21 protein-coding genes are annotated in these 19589 nt (G+C 38.2%); 4 read left to right on the top strand and 17 right to left on the bottom strand.

Features of this window, described 5'->3' with window-relative positions; all coding sequences use genetic code 11:
- Positions 1-4 precede the first annotated feature (4 nt).
- Positions 5-1075: a type 2 isopentenyl-diphosphate Delta-isomerase gene (gene fni, locus BM137_RS00975; RefSeq protein WP_092479281.1), complete on the top strand. Its 1071-nt coding sequence runs from the start codon at positions 5-7 to the stop codon at positions 1073-1075.
- 318 nt (positions 1076-1393) lie between these two features.
- Positions 1394-2389, top strand: coding sequence for a YhdH/YhfP family quinone oxidoreductase (locus BM137_RS00970; RefSeq protein WP_092479280.1), 996 nt, complete (start codon positions 1394-1396; stop codon positions 2387-2389).
- Positions 2390-2434: 45 nt separating this feature from the next.
- Here the strand turns inward: BM137_RS00970 and BM137_RS00965 are convergent, their stop codons facing one another.
- A complete protein-coding gene (locus BM137_RS00965) occupies positions 2435-2968 on the bottom strand; it encodes an acyl-CoA thioesterase (RefSeq protein WP_092479279.1) in 534 nt (177 codons plus the stop codon).
- Positions 2969-3151: 183 nt separating this feature from the next.
- On the opposite strand from BM137_RS00965, the gene BM137_RS11200 reads away from it, so the two are divergent.
- Complete coding sequence (locus BM137_RS11200; protein ID WP_143084224.1) at positions 3152-3499, top strand: hypothetical protein; 348 nt, start codon at positions 3152-3154, stop codon at positions 3497-3499.
- A 54-nt stretch (positions 3500-3553) separates the two neighbouring features.
- Here BM137_RS11200 and BM137_RS00960 read toward each other — a convergent pair whose 3' ends face one another.
- Both BM137_RS00960 and BM137_RS00955 read right to left on the bottom strand, forming a co-directional pair.
- Complete coding sequence (locus BM137_RS00960; protein ID WP_092479278.1) at positions 3554-3883, bottom strand: AzlD domain-containing protein; 330 nt, start codon at positions 3881-3883, stop codon at positions 3554-3556.
- Positions 3876-4595: an AzlC family ABC transporter permease gene (locus tag BM137_RS00955; protein ID WP_092479277.1), complete on the bottom strand. Its 720-nt coding sequence runs from the start codon at positions 4593-4595 to the stop codon at positions 3876-3878. Before BM137_RS00955 ends, BM137_RS00960 begins: the two co-directional genes overlap by 8 nt.
- Before the next feature lie 171 nt (positions 4596-4766).
- Between BM137_RS00955 and BM137_RS00950 the strand changes: the two genes are divergently transcribed.
- Complete coding sequence (locus BM137_RS00950) at positions 4767-5366, top strand: TraX family protein (protein ID WP_092479276.1); 600 nt, start codon at positions 4767-4769, stop codon at positions 5364-5366.
- Positions 5367-5428: 62 nt separating this feature from the next.
- Here BM137_RS00950 and BM137_RS00945 read toward each other — a convergent pair whose 3' ends face one another.
- From BM137_RS00945 to BM137_RS00875, 14 genes are all read right to left on the bottom strand, one after another.
- Complete coding sequence (locus BM137_RS00945) at positions 5429-6733, bottom strand: pyrimidine-nucleoside phosphorylase (protein ID WP_092479272.1); 1305 nt, start codon at positions 6731-6733, stop codon at positions 5429-5431.
- Between the two features lie 159 nt (positions 6734-6892).
- Positions 6893-7249: a hypothetical protein gene (locus BM137_RS00940; RefSeq protein WP_092479269.1), complete on the bottom strand. Its 357-nt coding sequence runs from the start codon at positions 7247-7249 to the stop codon at positions 6893-6895.
- A 181-nt stretch (positions 7250-7430) separates the two neighbouring features.
- On the bottom strand, positions 7431-8102 hold the full coding sequence (gene rpiA / locus BM137_RS00935; protein ID WP_092479266.1) for a ribose-5-phosphate isomerase RpiA: 672 nt from the start codon (positions 8100-8102) through the stop codon (positions 7431-7433).
- Between the two features lie 39 nt (positions 8103-8141).
- Positions 8142-8600: an ASCH domain-containing protein gene (locus tag BM137_RS00930; RefSeq protein ID WP_092479263.1), complete on the bottom strand. Its 459-nt coding sequence runs from the start codon at positions 8598-8600 to the stop codon at positions 8142-8144.
- 343 nt (positions 8601-8943) lie between these two features.
- Positions 8944-10017 (bottom strand): ABC transporter substrate-binding protein, encoded by a 1074-nt coding sequence (locus BM137_RS00925; protein WP_092479260.1) that lies wholly within the window; start codon positions 10015-10017, stop codon positions 8944-8946.
- Entirely contained in the window at positions 10014-10847 is an 834-nt protein-coding gene (locus BM137_RS00920) for an ABC transporter permease (RefSeq protein WP_092479257.1), read from the bottom strand. The genes BM137_RS00925 and BM137_RS00920 overlap by 4 nt, the downstream gene beginning before the upstream one ends.
- Entirely contained in the window at positions 10844-11659 is an 816-nt protein-coding gene (locus tag BM137_RS00915) for an ABC transporter permease (RefSeq protein WP_092479254.1), read from the bottom strand. The genes BM137_RS00920 and BM137_RS00915 overlap by 4 nt, the downstream gene beginning before the upstream one ends.
- A gap of 10 nt (positions 11660-11669) precedes the next feature.
- Positions 11670-12761, bottom strand: a complete 1092-nt coding sequence (locus BM137_RS00910; RefSeq protein ID WP_092479252.1) for an ABC transporter ATP-binding protein — start codon at positions 12759-12761, stop codon at positions 11670-11672.
- 74 nt (positions 12762-12835) lie between these two features.
- Positions 12836-13378: a helix-turn-helix domain-containing protein gene (locus tag BM137_RS00905; RefSeq protein WP_092479251.1), complete on the bottom strand. Its 543-nt coding sequence runs from the start codon at positions 13376-13378 to the stop codon at positions 12836-12838.
- A gap of 315 nt (positions 13379-13693) precedes the next feature.
- Positions 13694-14611: a UDP-N-acetylmuramate dehydrogenase gene (murB, locus tag BM137_RS00900; RefSeq protein ID WP_092479249.1), complete on the bottom strand. Its 918-nt coding sequence runs from the start codon at positions 14609-14611 to the stop codon at positions 13694-13696.
- A 232-nt stretch (positions 14612-14843) separates the two neighbouring features.
- A complete protein-coding gene (locus BM137_RS00890) occupies positions 14844-15515 on the bottom strand; it encodes a potassium channel family protein (protein ID WP_092479245.1) in 672 nt (223 codons plus the stop codon).
- Positions 15516-15528: 13 nt separating this feature from the next.
- The gene (locus BM137_RS00885; RefSeq protein ID WP_092479243.1) at positions 15529-16908 is read right to left on the bottom strand and encodes a TrkH family potassium uptake protein; all 1380 of its coding nucleotides are present in this window, start codon (positions 16906-16908) and stop codon (positions 15529-15531) included.
- A gap of 186 nt (positions 16909-17094) precedes the next feature.
- Positions 17095-18477 (bottom strand): TrkH family potassium uptake protein, encoded by a 1383-nt coding sequence (locus tag BM137_RS00880; RefSeq protein WP_092479241.1) that lies wholly within the window; start codon positions 18475-18477, stop codon positions 17095-17097.
- Positions 18478-18622: 145 nt separating this feature from the next.
- On the bottom strand, positions 18623-19525 hold the full coding sequence (locus tag BM137_RS00875; protein WP_092479239.1) for a Gfo/Idh/MocA family protein: 903 nt from the start codon (positions 19523-19525) through the stop codon (positions 18623-18625).
- Between the last annotated feature and the right edge of the window lie 64 nt (positions 19526-19589).

Raw genomic sequence — 19589 nt, 5'->3', positions numbered from 1 at the left:
TATTATGGAGAAAAAAAACAATAGGAAGAACGAACATGTTTCGTTGGCCGAACATTTTTATCAAGATACGCACCAAACAGACTTTGACCACCTTCGTTTCGTTCATCATTCATTGCCTGAAACAGGTACGCAAAAAATCGACATTTCTACTTCTTTTGCTGGACTATCTATGAATCAGCCGATTTATATCAATGCCATCACTGGCGGCAGCACGTGGACTAAAAAAGTGAACGAAAAACTGGCCACTGTTGCTAGAGAAACGGGTATGTTGATGGCATCCGGTTCATTGAGTGCTGGATTGAAAGATCCTTCTGTAGCCGACAGCTTTACGATCATTCGTGAAACGAATCCGACTGGTCTTGTCTTAGCCAACTTAGGCGGCGGACAAACGCTGGAAAATGCTAAAAAAGCAATCGATCTGATCCAAGCAGACGGATTGCAGATCCATTTGAATACCCCTCAAGAAATCGTCATGCCAGAAGGTGACCGGGATTTTTCAACGTGGATGTCTGAATTAGAACGCATCGTGAATGGTGTTGATGTACCTGTCATTGTGAAAGAAGTTGGCTTCGGAATGAGTCATGAAACGATTCAGCAACTGACTTCCATCGGTGTCAAAACCATTGATGTCAGCGGTATGGGCGGAACAAATTTTGCTCAAATCGAAAACTACCGACGCAAAGAAAATAAATTGGACTTTTTAGAAGGTTGGGGTCAGTCTACTGCGATCTCTCTTCTAGAAGCTCAATCTTTTATCCACTCGTCAGAAATCTTGGCTTCTGGAGGTATCCGTACTTCAATGGATATCGTGAAAAGTCTGTCACTTGGCGCGCGAGCAGTGGGTGTTTCTGGTCATTTCTTACATTCCGTATTGAAAAACGGCGTAGAAGAAACGATTGTTGAGATTGAACAATTGAAAGAACACATTGTTGCAATCATGACTTTACTAGGAGCCGAAACGATTGCTGAGCTGCAATATGCCGACGTGATCATTTCTGGAGCTGTAAAAGACTGGTGCGAGGCTAGAGGCATCGATTACCGCTCTTACGCACGCAGAAACCAACTGAGATCGTAATTTTAGTTAAAAAAGGTGAGACTACTCGAATTTTTGAGTGGTCTCACCTTTTTGTGTATCTAAAGGTATGAGAATTAGGCGCTATTAATCAAGTGAATACAAATTGAACGTTCACTTGACTAATAGGAGATGTTCATCCGTCAATCTACGCTCTCTCCTCTATCTTTTCATAACCAGCTTTCTGCATATCTTGAATAATTATACTATTTTCTTATCAAATTGACTCCTCTATGATATAGTATATAATTGTACCGCTTACAAATTGGTTTTTACACTATATATTAATCATTTATCACTAAATCGAAAAGAGGAAAATGTATGCAAAACTTTAAGAGTTTAATTGTGGATTCAAAAGATTCAGAGGTTTACACAGAATTGCGTTCTATTGGAATAGATGACTTGTCTCAAGGAGATGTCGTCATCGAAGTGCATTATTCATGTGTGAACTACAAAGATGCTCTAGCTTCTAAAGCCGGTACTGGCGTTATTCGCAACTATCCGATGGTTTTAGGAATTGATTTGAGCGGAGTGGTGGTTTCTTCAGAGTCATCTGATTTTAATCCTGGAGACGAAGTTTTGGTAACAGGTTACAACTTGGGTGTCAACCATTCTGGCGGCTTTAGTGAATACGCACGCGTCCCGAGCGAATGGGTAGTGTCTCTGCCGGAAGGGCTATCGTTGAAGGAAGCAATGATCATAGGTACGGCTGGTTTTACTGCGGCTCAATCGGTGTATTATTTGGAAGAATCGGGAATGTTTCCAGAAAAAGGACCTGTATTGGTTCAAGGCGCAACGGGAGGCGTAGGCAGTTTCGCGATAGCGATTTTGAGAAACTTGAACTACACCATCGAGGCCGTGAGCCGCAAGAAAGAGACTTCTACAGCTTATTTAACTGATCTAGGAGCAGACACCATTTTGCATCCTGATGAAGTTCGCTTGGATCCTTTAAAACCTTTGGCTAAACAGCGTTGGTCAGGCGTGGTGGATCCTGTAGGCGGAGAACAACTGCCTCACTTATTTGCTCAAATCAAGAGCTTTGGTGCTATCGCTTTGAGCGGTAACGCTGGCGGTATCAAATTCGATTCTACTGTTTTGCCGTTTATTTTACGCGGCATCCGTTTGATTGGAGTAGATTCTGTTAACTGTCCATTAGACCTTCGACGTCGTTTGTGGGAATTGTTGAGTTCTGAATGGAAACCTGGTGATCTAGAACGACTGATCGATCAAGAAGTGACTCTTTTAGAATTACCGAGTGCATTTGAAAAGATTCTTGCTGGAAAAATGACTGGACGCACATTGGTTAAAGTAAAATAAAGGTAAAGCCCTCCACGGAATCATCCGCAAAGGGCTTCGTTTATTTTATTCTGACCATGGTAATTTATTTTCAATTGTCTTGGCAAATTCTTCGTGAAATGAGCGGCTGGACATGCGTTTAGCTTTTCGGCTTTCATACCCACTGCAGATAAACTGTTCTTCTTTACTTGTCGGAACTACTAAGGGAACCATTCGTTTTTCGCCTGGAACTTTCGATACGGCCACAAAAGTAATAAAACTTGTCGCTGCCAAATACCGCTCACCAGAGGATAGTTCTTCTCCCATTATCTTACAGAACACTTCCATGGAAGTGTTTCCTGCACCTGTTACATAGCTTTCGATACAAACAGAATGGTTTTCATGGATGGGATGTAAAAAATCCAGTGTGTCCATTGATGCCGTAACCACATCGCTGCGACTGTGACGAGAAGCAGAAATCGATGCTGTATCATCAATATAGCTCATTAATCTCCCTCCAAATAACGTCCGATGGGAATTTACGTCACCAGGAAAGACACGGTGCGTCTGTACCACTTTTGATTCCCAGCATTTTTTTACTTCTCGAGATTGATTTGTCATTCTAAAAGCCTCCATATTTATTACTGTGCTTATTATAACACGATTCGAGTTCCATACCTTTTTCTGCTTTTTTTCTTATTAATGTTTGTAGTTTTTTTATTTGTAACCGATTTATTTCAATATCTATTATGGTATGATTGACTCGACAGAAATGTTCATCATACCTGAGAATAGAGGGATTCTATGAATTTTTATTTAGTCATTTTCACGATTATTTTGTGTATACTGTTTCTTTCACTTCGAATCATAACTATCTTAAAAGTCCGTAAAGGAGACTATTCTTCTCGTTTCGTTCGACACCTGTCTTTTTTCCCTGCCGAATCCATAAACACAGATTATGTAACGGAATCAACTCGTTTAAAAATCACTCAGTTAGTTATCGTTAGCGAAGTTATAGACATCATTGGTTTCGCTTTCCTCCTATGGCCTTCTGATAACTTTCTTTTAAAATATTTTTTAGTATCCATTATTTTCTGGCTACTTCCTTATTTCTTCTTCAAGAAACGCTTATACCACTACTTAGAACTATAAATATCAATAAAGAGAACCTGTCTATGATTACAGGTCCTCTTTGTTTGCAGCTATCTATATACTTGTAAATAAAACCATTACACTGATTCCTAAAATCCCAAATGCCATTGACCACAATAAATTTTGTGTTTTATAAGCTATGTAAAAAACCAGAAAGGTCGGCAGCAACTTCACATTTTCCAGTGGATGCACATTCACTTCACTGTTCCAAAAAAAGACATCTGAAAACACCAACGCTGAAAAAATAGATACTGGAATAAAAGACATCCATTTGACAAGCTTTTCAGGAACTTTTCGGTTGCTCAGTACCAACATCGGTACAAATCTCGGCAAATAAGTCACCACAGCCATTCCTAAAATCAATATCACTATGCTACTATTCATTTTGAACCGATTCTCCTTCCGCTGCTTGTTTCTTTTCTCTTCGCTCATCTAATAGATACCCTACGAATGAGGCAATGACCGCTGCGATCACTAAAGCAATATTGTGATTCAGCAATACCATCAATAGAACCGATAAAATCCCCGCTACCAATCCTACAATAACAAAGATGCGTGATACGAATTGACTCACCAACATGCAAATAAACATGGCGATCAATACGTAATTCATGATCGTCGCATTGAAGGCAAATGCACTGCCTATGTATCCGCCAAGAATCGTACTAAATACCCAGCTAGAGTAAGCTAACAAATTCGTCGTCAACGCGCTATCTGGAGTCCATTCTTTGTCTGTTCTGAATTGAGTGTAGTTCAATGCATACGATTCATCTGCCAATGTATGACTGTACAACATCAAAAAAGGCATAGATTTCTTTTTGAAAAATGGCGCTATACTAGAACTCATCAATAAATGCCGTAAATTTAGAAAGAACGTCATGATGATAATTGATGGCACAGTTGCTCCTGCAGTCAGCATAGATGCAGCCATAAATTGGCCTGCTCCAGCAAAAACCAAAATACTCATCAAACCAATTCCAAAGACACTTATTCCTGCTTCATACAGCAGCATCCCGCAAGCCATTCCCAACGGAACATAACTCAACATGACCGGAAAAACGACTTTAAAACCTTTTGACCAAACTTCTTTTTCCACTCCTTCACCCCGCTTATAAAGATTAAGAATTATTATAGCATAACAGACTCCTCTTTCAGTTAAAGAAAATGGTTTTCTCTAGTATAATAGGGAAAAGTCCTTAGTTGCTTATTTCTGGTTTTATCCACAAAGCTATGGGGACAATCCATTTCATCAAAAAGGAGCGAAGCAATGGAAACTTATCCACAAAAAACATATGACGAAAAAACCAATTTTATCAAATGGCTGGCGATTTTGACCATGACGATCGATCATATAGGGGCATATCTCTTTCCTCAATATATTATTCTTCGAATCATCGGCAGAATTTCTTTTCCACTATTTTTATACACAACTGTCCTTGGGACCCAAAGAACACGGAACTTTAAAAAGTACCTTTTTCAATTGGTCGTATTTGGAATTATTTCTATCCCTGTCACTTTAGGCAGGATCAATATCTTATTCGCTCTTTCTTTATTAGCTTTATCTATAAAAGACAAACGCTTTTTTATTCCCTGCTTGATTGCCAGTTATTTTGTGGAATACGGAATTTACGGTTTTCTTTTAGGATGGGCGATTTATTGGCTGGTTTCAAAAGATCGTACTCTTGGAATCATCGCTTATCTTGTGATACATTTGGCTGTTTTCCCCTCTATTCAAATGTATGCCCTACTATCGTTAGCGCTGATACTATTCCATAGTTATCCCCATGTAGTTCGTTTCCCTAAATATTTAGGTTATACCTACTACCCGCTTCACTTGGCAGTGATTCATTTGATCGCTTCACTGTGAAGGAGAAAATGAAAGAACCTTCCACAGTTTTCATAACTGTGGAAGGTTTTTAATTGATTGTTTTATTTGCCAGCTAAAATGTCGTAAATCAACGGCAATGGTTTAGCTTCGTCTGCAATTGTGATGCATTCCCAGATTTTTTCTTCTACATCAGGGATTTCTTGTTGGTTGCTGTGGATAGTCAACAATGCTTCGCCTTTAGACACTTTGTCCCCAACTTTTTTGTGTAAAACTAATCCGACAGCTAGATCAATCTCGCTCTCTTTTGTTGCACGTCCGGCACCTAACATCATAGACGCTACACCAAGTTGATCCGCCACTAATTCAGCTACGTAACCGTCTTTATGTGCTAAAACTTCTGTTTGATAAGCAGCTTTAGGCATTAAGTCTGGATCATCTGCTACATCAGGATTTCCGCCTTGTGCTGCAACAAATGTTTTGAAAACTTCTAAAGCTTTTCCATTGTGCAAATTAGCTTCTAACAAGTCTCTTGCTTCATCAAGATCTTTACCAACACCTGCAAGGTGAGCCATTTGGCTTCCTAATGTCAAACATAGATCCACAACGTCAGCTGGTCCATGACCTTTCAACGTATCGATCGCTTCTTGGACTTCTAGAGCATTTCCGATAGCAAATCCTAAAGGTTGGCTCATATCAGAAATAACCGCCATTGTATTACGGCCTACATGGTTACCGATTTTTACCATTGCATCAGCTAAATTACGTGCATCTTCAGGAGTTTTCATAAATGCTCCGGCACCAGTTTTCACATCTAAAACGATGGCATCTGCTCCGGCAGCGATTTTCTTACTCATGATTGAACTAGCAATCAATGGAATAGAATCTACTGTACTAGTTACATCTCTTAAAGCATATAATTTTTTATCAGCTGGAGTTAAATTCCCAGATTGTCCGATGACAGCTACTTTATGTTCATTTACTTGTTTTACGAATTCTTCTTGGCTCAATTCCACATGGAAACCTGGAATGGCTTCTAATTTATCAATTGTTCCGCCTGTGTGGCCTAATCCTCTACCGCTCATTTTAGCGATCGGTACGCCAACACTGGCTACTAATGGAGCTAAGATCAAAGTTGTTGTATCACCCACTCCACCTGTGGAATGTTTGTCTACTTTTACTCCTTTAATTTGGGACAAATCGATCTCGTCGCCTGATTTGACCATACTCATGGTTAATGCACCACGTTCAGCATCTGTCATATCTTCAAAATAAATCGCCATCAACATAGCGCTCATTTGATAATCAGGAATCTCATTGTTTGTGTATTGCTCAATCATCCATTGAATTTCTTCCGTACTCAATTCTTTTTGATGTTGTTTTTTGTGAATCAAATCTACCATTCTCACTCAATATCATCTCCCTATCATTAGTACAAGAATAGTGTAACACACTTCAATAAGATAGCGTTTTCTTTCTTATGATTATGAGAAATTTCTAGTAAAATAACCGGTTGTTCTTAATACAAAAAAGACCGAAAAGTTTCCTTTTCGATCCTTTTGCGTTTTTTACAGGTAATAACCTCGTCCAACAGAATTCACTGAAGAATATTTCTTTTTACGAATCAACGTAAATAGAAAATATCCTGTGTGGACGATGAATACAATAGATGCATAACCCATTAAAAATAAAATGAGATTATCAGTCGGTATGTTTAATTCATCGTATAAAATGCCTGAAAAATAAGAAGCAAAAATCACTGTGATGAATGAACTGAAAGAAGTTCCCCAGAGTGCTAGAGCAATCACTTTATTCTCTTTCACTTTCTTAATAAACGCAGAAGCTAACACGATGGTTAACGTGATGGCTAGAAATACAAAAACAAGCCGAAATGATGACCAGTATAGTGTGTATATAGGACTCATCTTATCCCCCCTGATAGTTTGTTATTTATGTAAGCATCTTTTTTGGAAACGATTACTTAAGTTATTATAGCATATTTAGCTTATCCTAGAAGGAATTTTTCTACTTTTACATCATCTTTAACAAATGCAAAAACAAGTCCAAACTGATTGACCAGTTTGGACCTGTTTCACTTTTTTAAGATTATCTGGCTTCTAAAATTTCTACGCCGTTTTCGCCTCCGACAATCACTGTATTCACACTGTCTAAAAACAGACCATGCTCTACAACACCTGTCAAACTATCCAACCATGTTGCTAATGAATGAGGCTCTTCAATCACTTCCATATGTAAGTCGATGATGTAATGACCGGCATCTGTCACCAATTTTTCATTGCTTTCCGTTTTTCTGAACGCAGGTTTATACCCTTTTTGTTCAAATGTACGGAACAACTGTTGGCTTCCATAAGGAATCACTTCTACTGGCAATGGGAAAGCTCCTAATGTTTCAACCATTTTACTGTCATCAACGATCCAGATGACTTTATCTGAGTTGTCGGCCACTATTTTTTCGAACAAATGAGCAGCTCCGCCACCTTTGATGCCTTGAAAGTCTTTGCTGATTTCATCTGCTCCGTCTATTGTCAGATCAATACGGTCGACTTCATCCACACTTTTCAATGGGATGCCTAGTCCTTCAGCTTGTTCTTTTGTACGGTTAGAAGTAGTTACTCCAACGATGTCTAATCCTTCTTTCACACGTCTTCCAATGGCTTCTACCATATAATAAGCTGTTGAGCCTGTGCCCAACCCTACTACCATTCCATCTTTTACATATTCAGCAGCTTTTTCTCCAACCAATTCTTTCAAGTTCATCAGATAACTTCTCCTCATCTCTCGTATTCTTGTTGCTGATTAAGCAGCGTACACCAATTCAAAGCGTTCAAACACAATTTCCATTTTAGTAGAAAAAGATTCGCCGATCGATTGACATTCTTTTTTGAAAAAGTCCTTATGAATGTCTGACCAATATTCCACTGAACGATCTCCTTCACCTTCAGCTATAGCAATTTCCTCTGTTACTTCATCAAATGGAAAAACTTTCACTTCCAAGTTTTGGATGATCCCTACTGCTTGATCGTCTCCATCGAGAATCACCGAATAGGTTCCAACTTGCGGCAAATCTGCACCGTCGATTTCATACATTCTTTTTAGGCTGCAAGTAGCCGTTTTTAATCCTGCCAAAACCAAAGCTGCCAATTCATCTGCTGATTCTTTCGTATCTCCAAAAGACCAAACATCGTATTTCTCCGGCAAATTTGTAATTTGCTGTTGAAAACTCTCCCACAAATCTTTTGCTGACTCATTCTCCATGTTTACACCTTAACCTTATCTATAAATCTATCTGCTGCACCTAAGCAACTCATAGTTTCTTTAAACCCTCACCGTCTACTATCATACTCTTTTTTAGGCGATTTGAAAACTTATTAAGCATGTGATTCCGTTAAAGTTTCTCTCATCCAAAAAAGAGCGAGAGCGGGAAAAAAGGCGCTTAGCCTCATGTCCATCCACGAATCACACTCGGATGGTCATAGACCACCCGAGCGTGATTCGTGAATGGATGTAGAGGCTGCCTTTTTGAGCGCGTTTCCAAACCAAAGATTTGTAAACAAGAAAAAGCTGGGAGTTATTCTCCCAGCTCCACTCTATAAAACTATCAATTACGGTGCATTTTGAATTTCAAGAAGTAATCATTATAGATCCCAATGTATTCTTGTCCTAAGTTTTCATATACTTCTAAATGTTCCATCGTATCTTTTGAAGGATAAAATTGTTCATCTTCAGTGATCTCAGCCGGCATAATGTCTAATGCCGACAAATTTGGTGTGGAATAACCAACGTACTCAGCATTTTGAGCAGCATTTTCCGGATCTAACATAAAGCTGATAAACGCGTAAGCAGCTTCCGTATTTTGAGCTGTTTTAGGGATGACAAAGTTATCAAACCAAAGATTCGAACCTTCTGGTGGAATAACATACTGTAAATCTTCATTTTCCCACATCATGTCCGCAACTTCTCCAGAAAAGGTTACCGCGATCGAGCTTTCTTCTTGGATCATATACATTTTAATTTCATCAGCAACGACTGCTTTTACATTTGGTGTCAATGTATCCAATTTTTCAGCAGCTTCAGCTAACTCTGCATCGTTTTTAGAATTGACGGAGTACCCTAAACTGTTTAACGATAATCCGATCACTTCTCTAGCGCCGTCAATCAACATCAAGTTGTCTTGAAATTCAGGTTTCCACAAATCATCCCAATGTTCAATAGAACCTTCTTCAATAAACTTGATGTTATAAACGATTCCTAACGTTCCCCAGAAATAAGGCATTGAATATTGGTTGCCTGGATCAAATGCCATATCCAACAAATCAGGATCTAAATGCTCCATTCCTTCGATTTTAGAATGGTCCAATTCGATCAGCATATCCTCTTCAATCATCCGTTCAATCATGTATTCACTAGGAACAGCCAGATCGTAAGCTGTACCACCTTGGCTGATTTTAGTGTACATTGCTTCATTCGAATCAAACGTCTCATAGGAAACCACATAACCTGTTTCTTCTTCAAATTTAGTGATCAGCTCTGGATCGATGTAATCTCCCCAGTTGTACAAATTCAATGTGTTTTCACCGGTAATCCCTTGCGCTTGGTCCAACTTATTGGAAGAGTAATACAAAACTCCGCAAGCTGCTAGAATAATGGCTGCCAACGTTACCAATCGTTTCATAGTAAAGTCACCGCCTTAGTATTCTTTTTGCCGTTCTGTTTGTGTTTTTTGCTCATGTTGTATTGTTGGATAAAATAGTATCCGATCACTAGAATCAATGCGAATAGGAACATTAATGTACTCAAGGCATTGATCTCCAACGATACACCTTGACGTGCACGAGAATAGATTTCTACCGCAAGCGTACTGAATCCATTTCCAGTAACGAAAAAGGTTACCGCGAAATCATCTAACGAATACGTAAATGCCATAAAGTAACCAGCTAATATCCCAGGCGTGATCGCCGGCAAAACGATTTTTGTCAGTACTTGCAGATTCGTTGCCCCTAAATCTTGAGCTGCTTTCAACATCGTCGGATTCATTTCTTGCAACTTCGGCAATACCATCAACACAACGATAGGAATACTGAACGCTACGTGAGACAACAATACTGAAGTGAACCCTAATCTAAAGCCAATAAACGTAAAAAGTATCAAGAAGCTGGCTCCGATGATAACATCTGGAGAAACCAATAAGATATTGTTCATGCTTAACAAAGTATTGCGTGTGTTGCGCTTTTTAACGTAATAGATGCCGATGGCTCCAAAAGTACCTATCACAGTTGCCAACAATGAGGCCAACAATGCTACAAGAAAGGTGTCCAGAACGATTCCCATCAACCTGGTATCTTCGAATACAGCCGCATAATTGTCCCATGTAAAGCCAGTAAACGACGTCATCGTTCCGCCCTCATTGAAAGAGTAAAAAATCAAATACATGATCGGAGCATATAAGACCACAAAAACCAACAACAGGTATAAATTTGACCATTTGAAATTTTTCTTTGTCATTTTTTATGAACTGCTCCTTTCTTTTTCTTTTCTCCTGTCACCAACATCATTAAGAACATCGCTATGATTAAAATGACCCCAATCGTCGAACCCATTCCCCAGTTTTCTGTCACTAAGAAATGCTGCTCAATAGCTGTTCCCAGCGTAATCACTCGGTTCCCACCAATTAAGCGTGTCAGCATGAATAAGGATAGTGACGGGATAAATACGGCTTGAACACCGCTTTTTACGCCGTTTAAAGACAACGGGAAAATCACTCGTCTGAATGTTTCCCAACTATTTGCCCCTAAATCATTGCTGGCTTTTAAATAAGACGGATTCATTTCTTCCAAAGCATTGTAGATCGGTAAAATCATAAACGGGATCTCAATGTAAGAAGCTACCAATAAGAAACTCATATCTGTAAACAAAATTTGTTGGCGGCCGATTCCAGTAAAACTCAAGAAATCATTGACCGTTCCATTCATACTGAAAATGCCGATAAATGCGTAAGCTTTTAACAATAAATTGATCCAAGTCGGCAAAATAATCAACAACAGCCATAATTGCTTATGTTTCGTTCTCACCAGCAAATATGCTGTCGGATAGCTGATCAACAAAGTGAACAACGTAATCAAAAACGCATAAAAGATGGAATTGAATGTCATCGTCAAATACGTACCTGACTGAAAGTACGTTGCGTAATTAGCAAAAGTAAAGTTTCCTTGGATGTCAAAAAATGATTGATACAAAATCAACATCAACGGTGCTACTACGAATAGGAGCAGCCAAATCGAATAAGGTACAAAATAAAAAGTTTTTGTTTGTTTCATTTTTTCCCTCCTACTCCTCTTCGTAACTTTCTAAACGTGCATCGAACTCTTTTTCTGTCTCCCCAATACGCATTACATGAATATCTTCAGGATTGAAGAACAAGCCGACCATTTCGCCTACTGTTGCTTTCTTCGTTGAATGAACCATCCATTCATTTCCTTCACTGTCGTAGCCGATGATCTCATAATGCACACCTCGGAATAGTTGTGTATCTACTTTGACAGTCAATTTTCCTTTTTCAGGCGTCGTAAGTACTAGATCTTCTGGACGAATAACCACTTCTACTCGTTCATTTGCTGCTATTCCAGCATCCACACATTCAAATGTGCGACCGACAAACGAAATCTCGTAGTCTTGGATCATCGTTGCTTCAACGATATTGCTTTCACCAATAAAGTCCGCTACATAGCGATTGATCGGCTCATCATAAATATCCACAGGAGTTCCGCTTTGAACGATTTTTCCATCCTTCATAACGAAAATCTCATCACTCATCGCCAAGGCTTCTTCTTGGTCATGAGTAACGAAAACAAAAGTGATGCCTAATCGTTGCTGCAATTCGCGCAATTCGTATTGCATGTCTGTTCTCAATTTCAAATCCAGAGCTGATAAAGGTTCGTCCAGTAATAATACATCTGGTTCATTGACTAACGCTCGAGCGATGGCTACACGTTGGCGCTGACCACCTGACATCTCACTGATTGCACGGTTTTCGTATCCTGACAATCGCATCATTTTTAAGACAGAAGCTACTTTTTCTTCAATCGTTTTAGTGTCCATCTTTTTGATTCGCAATCCAAAAGCAATGTTTTCAAAAACATTCATATGCGGGAATAACGCATAGTCTTGAAAAACAGTATTGACTGTTCGCTTGTTCGGCGGCACATCGTTGACTTTTTCTCCATTGATCGTCACAGTACCTTCTGTTACTTCAGTAAAGCCTGCGATCAAGTTTAAAATGGTCGTTTTTCCACAACCAGAAGGTCCCAATAGGGTATAAAACTTGCCACGTTCAAGTTTTAGATTGATGTTTTTTAATACAACATCTTCTTCATATTGTTTCTTTACATTTTCAAACGTAATAATTGGATTTTCTGGCATTTTTCTGGACTCCTTTTTGTCTCAATCTATTGGTTATACTTCTTAATGACAAGTGAAATGCTTTCAAGTACTTTTTATAAATAGGATTCTGTTACAACCATCAGCAAATGACTCTCTCCATCCGCTTGGTTGAAAATTTGATGAGTCTCATTCGCGTGATAATAAATCGCGTCCCCTTTTTTGGCGTAGTACCGATTCAAACCGATTTCAATACAAACAGCCCCTTTGGTCACGTAGGCAAATGTTTCTGCCATCGATGGTGGGAACTCTTTAAACGTTCCATTTTTTTCCAGTGTCAGTTCAATGGGTTCCATCTCGTTCTCGTTCGATTCTGGTACCAGCCATTGAATAGTGTATTGGCTGTCCACTGATTCAAAATGGGTCCGGTCACTCTTTTTATACACTACTTTTTGTTCTTCTTGTTCTTCATCAAAAAAATCTTTCGGACTACAACCCAACACTTCCAACATATCAAAAAACACATCCATCGAAGGCATACTCAAGTCTCTTTCTACTTGAGAGATATACCCTTTACTCAAATCTGTACGCTCTGCAAGCTCTTCTTGTGTCAAATTTTTCTGAATACGTAAATTCTTGATTCGATTTCCGATTTCCATAGTTATACAACCTCTTTTTTTGTTTACTCTCATTAAACTAAAAAGCACAAAAGTTTTCTGTGACTAATTATTTTGTTTAGTAAAACCTCTTTTTATTATAGGGATTTCTATTCAAATTGCAATACTTTATGGATGAAAAATTTGTGACTATAACATTGCTTTTATACAAATTTGCGTGCTCTTTTTCTCCCTATTTTTGAACTTCAGGGAACGCAAGCCATCTTCCTCATAAAAATTGTCCTTGTATACACAAAAAAAACCATTTCATTAAGTTGAAATGGTTTTTGTTTGTCTGTTCAATTTGCGAAGCGGATTTTAGGAAAACTCTCTCACTAAGTCTTCGCCGATGATACGGACTTCTGTTTCCAATTGTACTTGATTGACCTCTAAGATCACTTCTTTAATATGTTCGATCAATTCAATGTAATCCGTCGCTGTAGCATAATCGATATTCACGATAAATCCAGCATGTTTCTCAGAGATTTGCGCTCCGCCCCAAACTAACCCTTGCAGTCCAGCTTCTTGGATCAATTTTCCGGTGAAATATCCAGTAGGTCTTTTGAAGACACTGCCGCATGAAGGAAACTCTAGAGGTTGTTTCGACTCTCTTAAAAACGTCAATTCATCCATACGTTCTTTGATCTCTTTTTTCTTGCCATGATCTAACGCAAAAACGACTTCCAAAACGATATCGTGACTCTCTTGAATAGCACTGTGACGATACCTGAAGTCCAAGTCTTTATTTTTTAAGACTTTCAACTCGCCGGCAAGTGTTAAAACAGTCACTGATTCAATTGTTTCGCTGACTTCGCCTTCGTAGGCTCCAGCGTTCATATAGACTGCTCCACCAATACTTCCAGGGATACCGCAAGCAAATTCCAACCCTGTCAATTCAGCTTCATAAGCAGCATAAGACGTATCGATTAGACGTGCCCCACTTTGTGCGATCACTTTTTTCTTCTCGATTTGAATCTGGTTCATTTTGGTTAAAATCAACACAACTCCACGGATTCCACCGTCTTTAACGATCAAGTTACTGGCATTGCCTAGTACTGTTAAAGGAAGTTGTTCTTTATTGACCCATTCCACTACGTTTTTTACTTCTTCGATAGTGGTAGGAAAAACTAGAATGTCGGCTGGACCTCCAGTTTTAGTATACGTATATAAAGCTAAAGGTTCATTTTCTTTTACAATCAAATTAGGGAAATATTTCTTAAATTCTTCAATTACCATCGCGTTAAAATACCCTTTCGTGTGGATAAAAAAAGATTCCACTTTATAATAATCTGAGCAAATTTCCATTGCTGACGAGAAATTTTTTCATTCTTATTTTGTAGTTTACCATGCAATGTTGTCTTTTTGTAGTTTGCTTTATGAAATAGATAAATTTTTAGCCATCTTTTAGAATAACTTTTGAACAAAAAGAGGTATGACAGAGTTTTCGCTCCACCATACCTCTTACGGGTTATTTTAATTTGTTCAAATAGTCATAACGCTCAAATACTTCTGATTCAGCTATTCCTACCAGTATAGTACCGCCTTCAATACGATAATCAGGACTAAACGAGACATCCATCCGTTTTTGACTCGCTCTACGAACTCCGATAATATTGATCTCGTAACGTTTTCTTAAATCTAATTCATCAAATGTTTTCCCAATCCATGGTTCTGGCGGAATAAACTCGATAACGGCATAGTCCTCATCCAAATCAACAATATCTGTTATATGTCTTCTAATAACACTTTTTGCTACACGTGTTCCAGCTTCTTTTTCTGGACGAATCACTTTAGTAGCTCCAATTTCAAGCAGCACTTCCATAAATGATTTGTTTTTAGCTTTTGCGACGATAGTGGTAATGCCCAGTTTTTTACAGTTCATAACAGCTAACACACTAGCCTCTAAACTTGTTCCTGTTGCAACTACTACAACATCACAATTCTCTAACCCAATACTTTGTAAGAAATCTAAATCTGTGATATTCCCTTGAACCGCTTGAGTAACATAAGGTTCAACCCGTTCAACGTTATCCATATCTATATCAACTGCTATGACTTCGCAATCGAATTCACTTAGTTCTTTTGCTATCGAAGAACCAAATACTCCAAGTCCCAATACACCAATTGTTCTAACTGCCATTTTAACTTTTCTCCTATCCAATTAAAATTGTCGTTTTTGCAAATAGTTTGTCTTTCGTTTTTTTGTTGTTTCGGTTTAATCCCAGTAAGATCGTAATCGGTCCGATTCTTCCTACAAACATTAAGCACATCAATACCACATGACTGATCGGAGACAACTCAGGTGTCAAGTTGACACTCACCCCTACAGTAGCCAATGCAGAAACAGCTTCAAACAATAAATAGATGAATGGTTGATTTTCAACAAGCATCAAGATACTGACTCCTGCCATAAGAAAACCAAAAAATGTAGCTACTACAACGATTGCCCGTCTAACGAGCTCAATCGGAATTGAATGGTTTGCATAATTAACATACTTTTGGCCTTTGACTTCATTAATGATCAATAAAAATATTAACGCAAATGTAGTCGTTTTGATACCACCAGCTGCTCCACCTGGAGATCCGCCGATAAACATGGTAAAAATAAAAAATAGCAATGTAAAAGGTTTAACAAGTTCATAATCAATCGTAGCAAATCCAGCAGTTCTCATTGTTACTGTTTGGAACATAGCCGCTAATATCTTTTCTCCTACTGAGTAAGTTCCAATAGATGTTGGATTACTCCATTCTACCAGTAAAAACATAAGCGTACCTACGAATATCAAACCAACCGTCATGTTAATAGCCAATCGAGTGTGTGTTTTGAGCAAGCGATAAGAACGTTTCCAGCCACTACGTACTTTCTTTTTTACAATAGATTGGATATTATGAGTGACATCGAACCAAACTGAAAAACCAATTCCGCCTAAAACAATCAACGCTATAATGACGATATTGACTAGGGGATCATGAACATATTTCTGAAGGCTGAGCGCTCCTAGATTGTCAAAACCTGCATTACAAAAACTAGAAACAGCTAAGAATAAAGAAGTAAATAACCCTTTCCCCCAACCAAACTCTGGAACAAATCTAAAACTCAACAAGAACATCCCTGTACCTTCAATAATGAGTGTGTATTTCAAAATTGAAGCTAAATAATGATTAAAATCGCTAAGCTCACTTCTGTTTAATGCTTCATTTACTGCTAAAGTATCAGAAAAACTAATTTTTCTACCTAATTTTAAAACAAAAGTAGCTAGCAGGGTCATTAATCCAAGACCACCGATTTGCACTAATAAAATAGTTACTATTTGGCCAAACAAAGTATAAGATGTTGCAACAGGTATAGTAAATAATCCAGTAACGCACACCATTGAAACAGCCATAAATAAATTGTCAAAATAAGTAGTTTCAGAAGTGTCAAGGTTGCTTATTGGCAATGATAACAGTAGGGATCCTACAAAAATAACCATAGCAAAGCTAATTGCAATTTTGACAGCAGGGGACATCTCCCTAATTTTTTTTGCAGACATGTCGTCCTCCTTTATGATAATTTCTTTCTCAAGTTCTAATGTATTATAATCTTTCTAGTGTAAAAGTAAAGAGGTTTCAATATCAAAAAAACAAAATATTTTTATTGCCGAAATTCCTTCTCTATCCAGCTTCTTTTTAGTGCATAAACCCCTAATTCGAAAGTAAATCCAGACCATCAATTTTACTTATCCAATCAAGATGTTCGTTTTAGCATACTTATGATTTCTCTGTTTCTTGTGGCTTCTTCCCAGACTCAAAAATATGGTGATAGGTCCGATTCGTCCGATGAACATCAGCACCATGATCACTACCTGACTAGCTGCTGATAATTCAGGCGTCAAATCAATCGTCAACCCAATAGTCGTCAATGCAGAAGCAATTTCAAACATCAAATGGAAGGGTTGTTGGTCTTGCTCAAAATACAATAACAAACCAGTCCCCAGCATGAAGCATACAAAGAACGTAATGACGACCACTAAGGCTCGCCGAACTGTTTCAGTTGGGATAGTGTGATAAGCGTAATTCACATACCGCTGTCCTTTTACTTCGTTGTACATCAACAATACCACTAAGGCCACAGTGGTCGTTTTCAGTCCACCAGCTGTCCCTCCTGGGGATCCACCGATAAAACTAGTGATAATGAGGAAGAACAAAGTCAAATGGTTAAAATTCAGAAAATCTATTGTTGTAAAACCTGCTGTTCGAAAAGTCGTTGATTGAAACAATGCCGCCAGTACTTTATCTCCAACATTAAACGTACCGATACTTTCAGGATTGTTCCATTCAAGAACCAAGAACACTACAGTTCCTAAAATCAGTAAAAAAAGCGAGATATTCAATGCTAGTCGCGTATGAACTTGTAGTCTTTTGTAATCTTTCATAAAACCAATTTTGACTCGTTTTTTAAAAATTGAATACACATTTTCCGTTACGTCAAACCAGACTGAGAATCCGATTCCCCCTAGAATAATCAATCCCATCATGACACCATTTACTAGTGGATCATGAACATAATTTTGTAAGCTGTCTCCTTCAAAGCTGTCAAAACCAGCATTGCTGAATCCAGATACAGCAAGAAACAAGGCATGAAACAACCCTTTTTTCATTCCGAAATCAGGTACAAAACGCAATGCTAATAAAACAAATGCACTACCTTCGATAATAGCTGTATACTTGATAATGGATGTTAAATAATCCTTAAAATCCCCTATTTTGTGTCTGTTAAGAGCTTCATTGACAGCAATAGTATCTCTAAATGTCATTCTTCTTCCTACTCCGACAATAAAGGCTGCTAATATAGTCATCAGTCCCAGTCCACCTATTTGCATCAACAAAATACAAATGATTTTCCCAAACAAGCTGTATGTGGTAACAATCGGCGTTGTTAAGAGTCCCGTTACACAAACCATTGAGACAGATGTAAATAAGTTTTGAAAATAGCTGACGTTTGAGTCAGGTAAATGACTGATCGGCATAGACAGTAATAAGGAGCCAATAAAAATAATGACCAAGAAACTGACTGCGATTTTAGTAGACGGTGATAATAACCGAAATTTATCTCTGATCATTCAGAACACTCCTTTCTTACTGATGTCTTTCTACAATTTTTTCGTCTATTGCTTGATGTTTAGTTCATCAATAGTAAATGTAGGATAACATAGATAAACAAAAAAATAGACAGATATCCTGTCTATTTCTGGTTTAGTCATTGAGTTATTCGTTTTCAGAAACGATTTCTTCACAAATCTGGTGACTTAAGAAAGAAGATTCTAAACTAACAGGATTCTTTCCACCAGTTTTAATCGCTTCAATATATTGACGAATCAAAGGGGCAAAGCCTCTTTTTTCTAAAGTATGATCCCAATCGCCAAACATCCTTGTTTCCTGTTCTCCATAAGAGTCGCTTGCGTAATCTGTTAAATTCGTTACTTTATAAGTTCCTTCAGGCGACTGGACTTCAGCGACTTCAAGGTTTGCACCCGCTTTGTAATTCATAGTAGCGATACAAATCGTATTTTCAGTCTCCAATTGGACAACACAGTTTTCTAATTGTCCATCCGTTTCCGTAACCGTATGCGACATTTCTAAAATTTCTTCATCTAATAAGTACACTGCTGTATCGATCACATGGATGAACATATCAAAAATCCCAAATTGAACCGTTCCTGATCCGTTAGGTTTATTCTTTTGCACGAAAATCATATTTTTGTTCGAAACTTTTTTTAATTCTTGGATCATCGGGGCGAAACGACGATTAAATCCAGTCACTAACAACAATTCTTTTTCTTCAACTAAGGCCATCAAAGCTTCTACTTCATCCAAGTTTTCACTGATTGGTTTATCTACATAAACATGGATCCCGTTTTCTAAAAACTGTTGAATCAAAGCAGCGTGTGTATGTGTAGCTGTGTGGATAAATACTCCCTTTACACCACTTTCAATCATAGATTCTACTGTGGGATGAAGATTTGTTACGCGGTATTGTTTGCCGATTTTTGCTAATTTTTCTTGGTCCCGCGTGTAAAAATGCCATTCTACTTCCTCGCTCATTGCCATCATCACTGGCAAATAAGCTTTTTGAGCAATGCTTCCTAAACCAACTACACCTAATTTCATTTTCTTCCTCTTTTCTTTTTCAGTTATTTTCACTAACATTTTTACAAGTTGAGCTGCTTCATGT

Origin of the sequence: Desemzia incerta, assembly GCF_900115825.1 — a bacterium.
Classification (GTDB): domain Bacteria; phylum Bacillota; class Bacilli; order Lactobacillales; family Carnobacteriaceae; genus Desemzia; species Desemzia incerta.
This window is presented reverse-complemented; position numbering and strand designations above follow the sequence as displayed.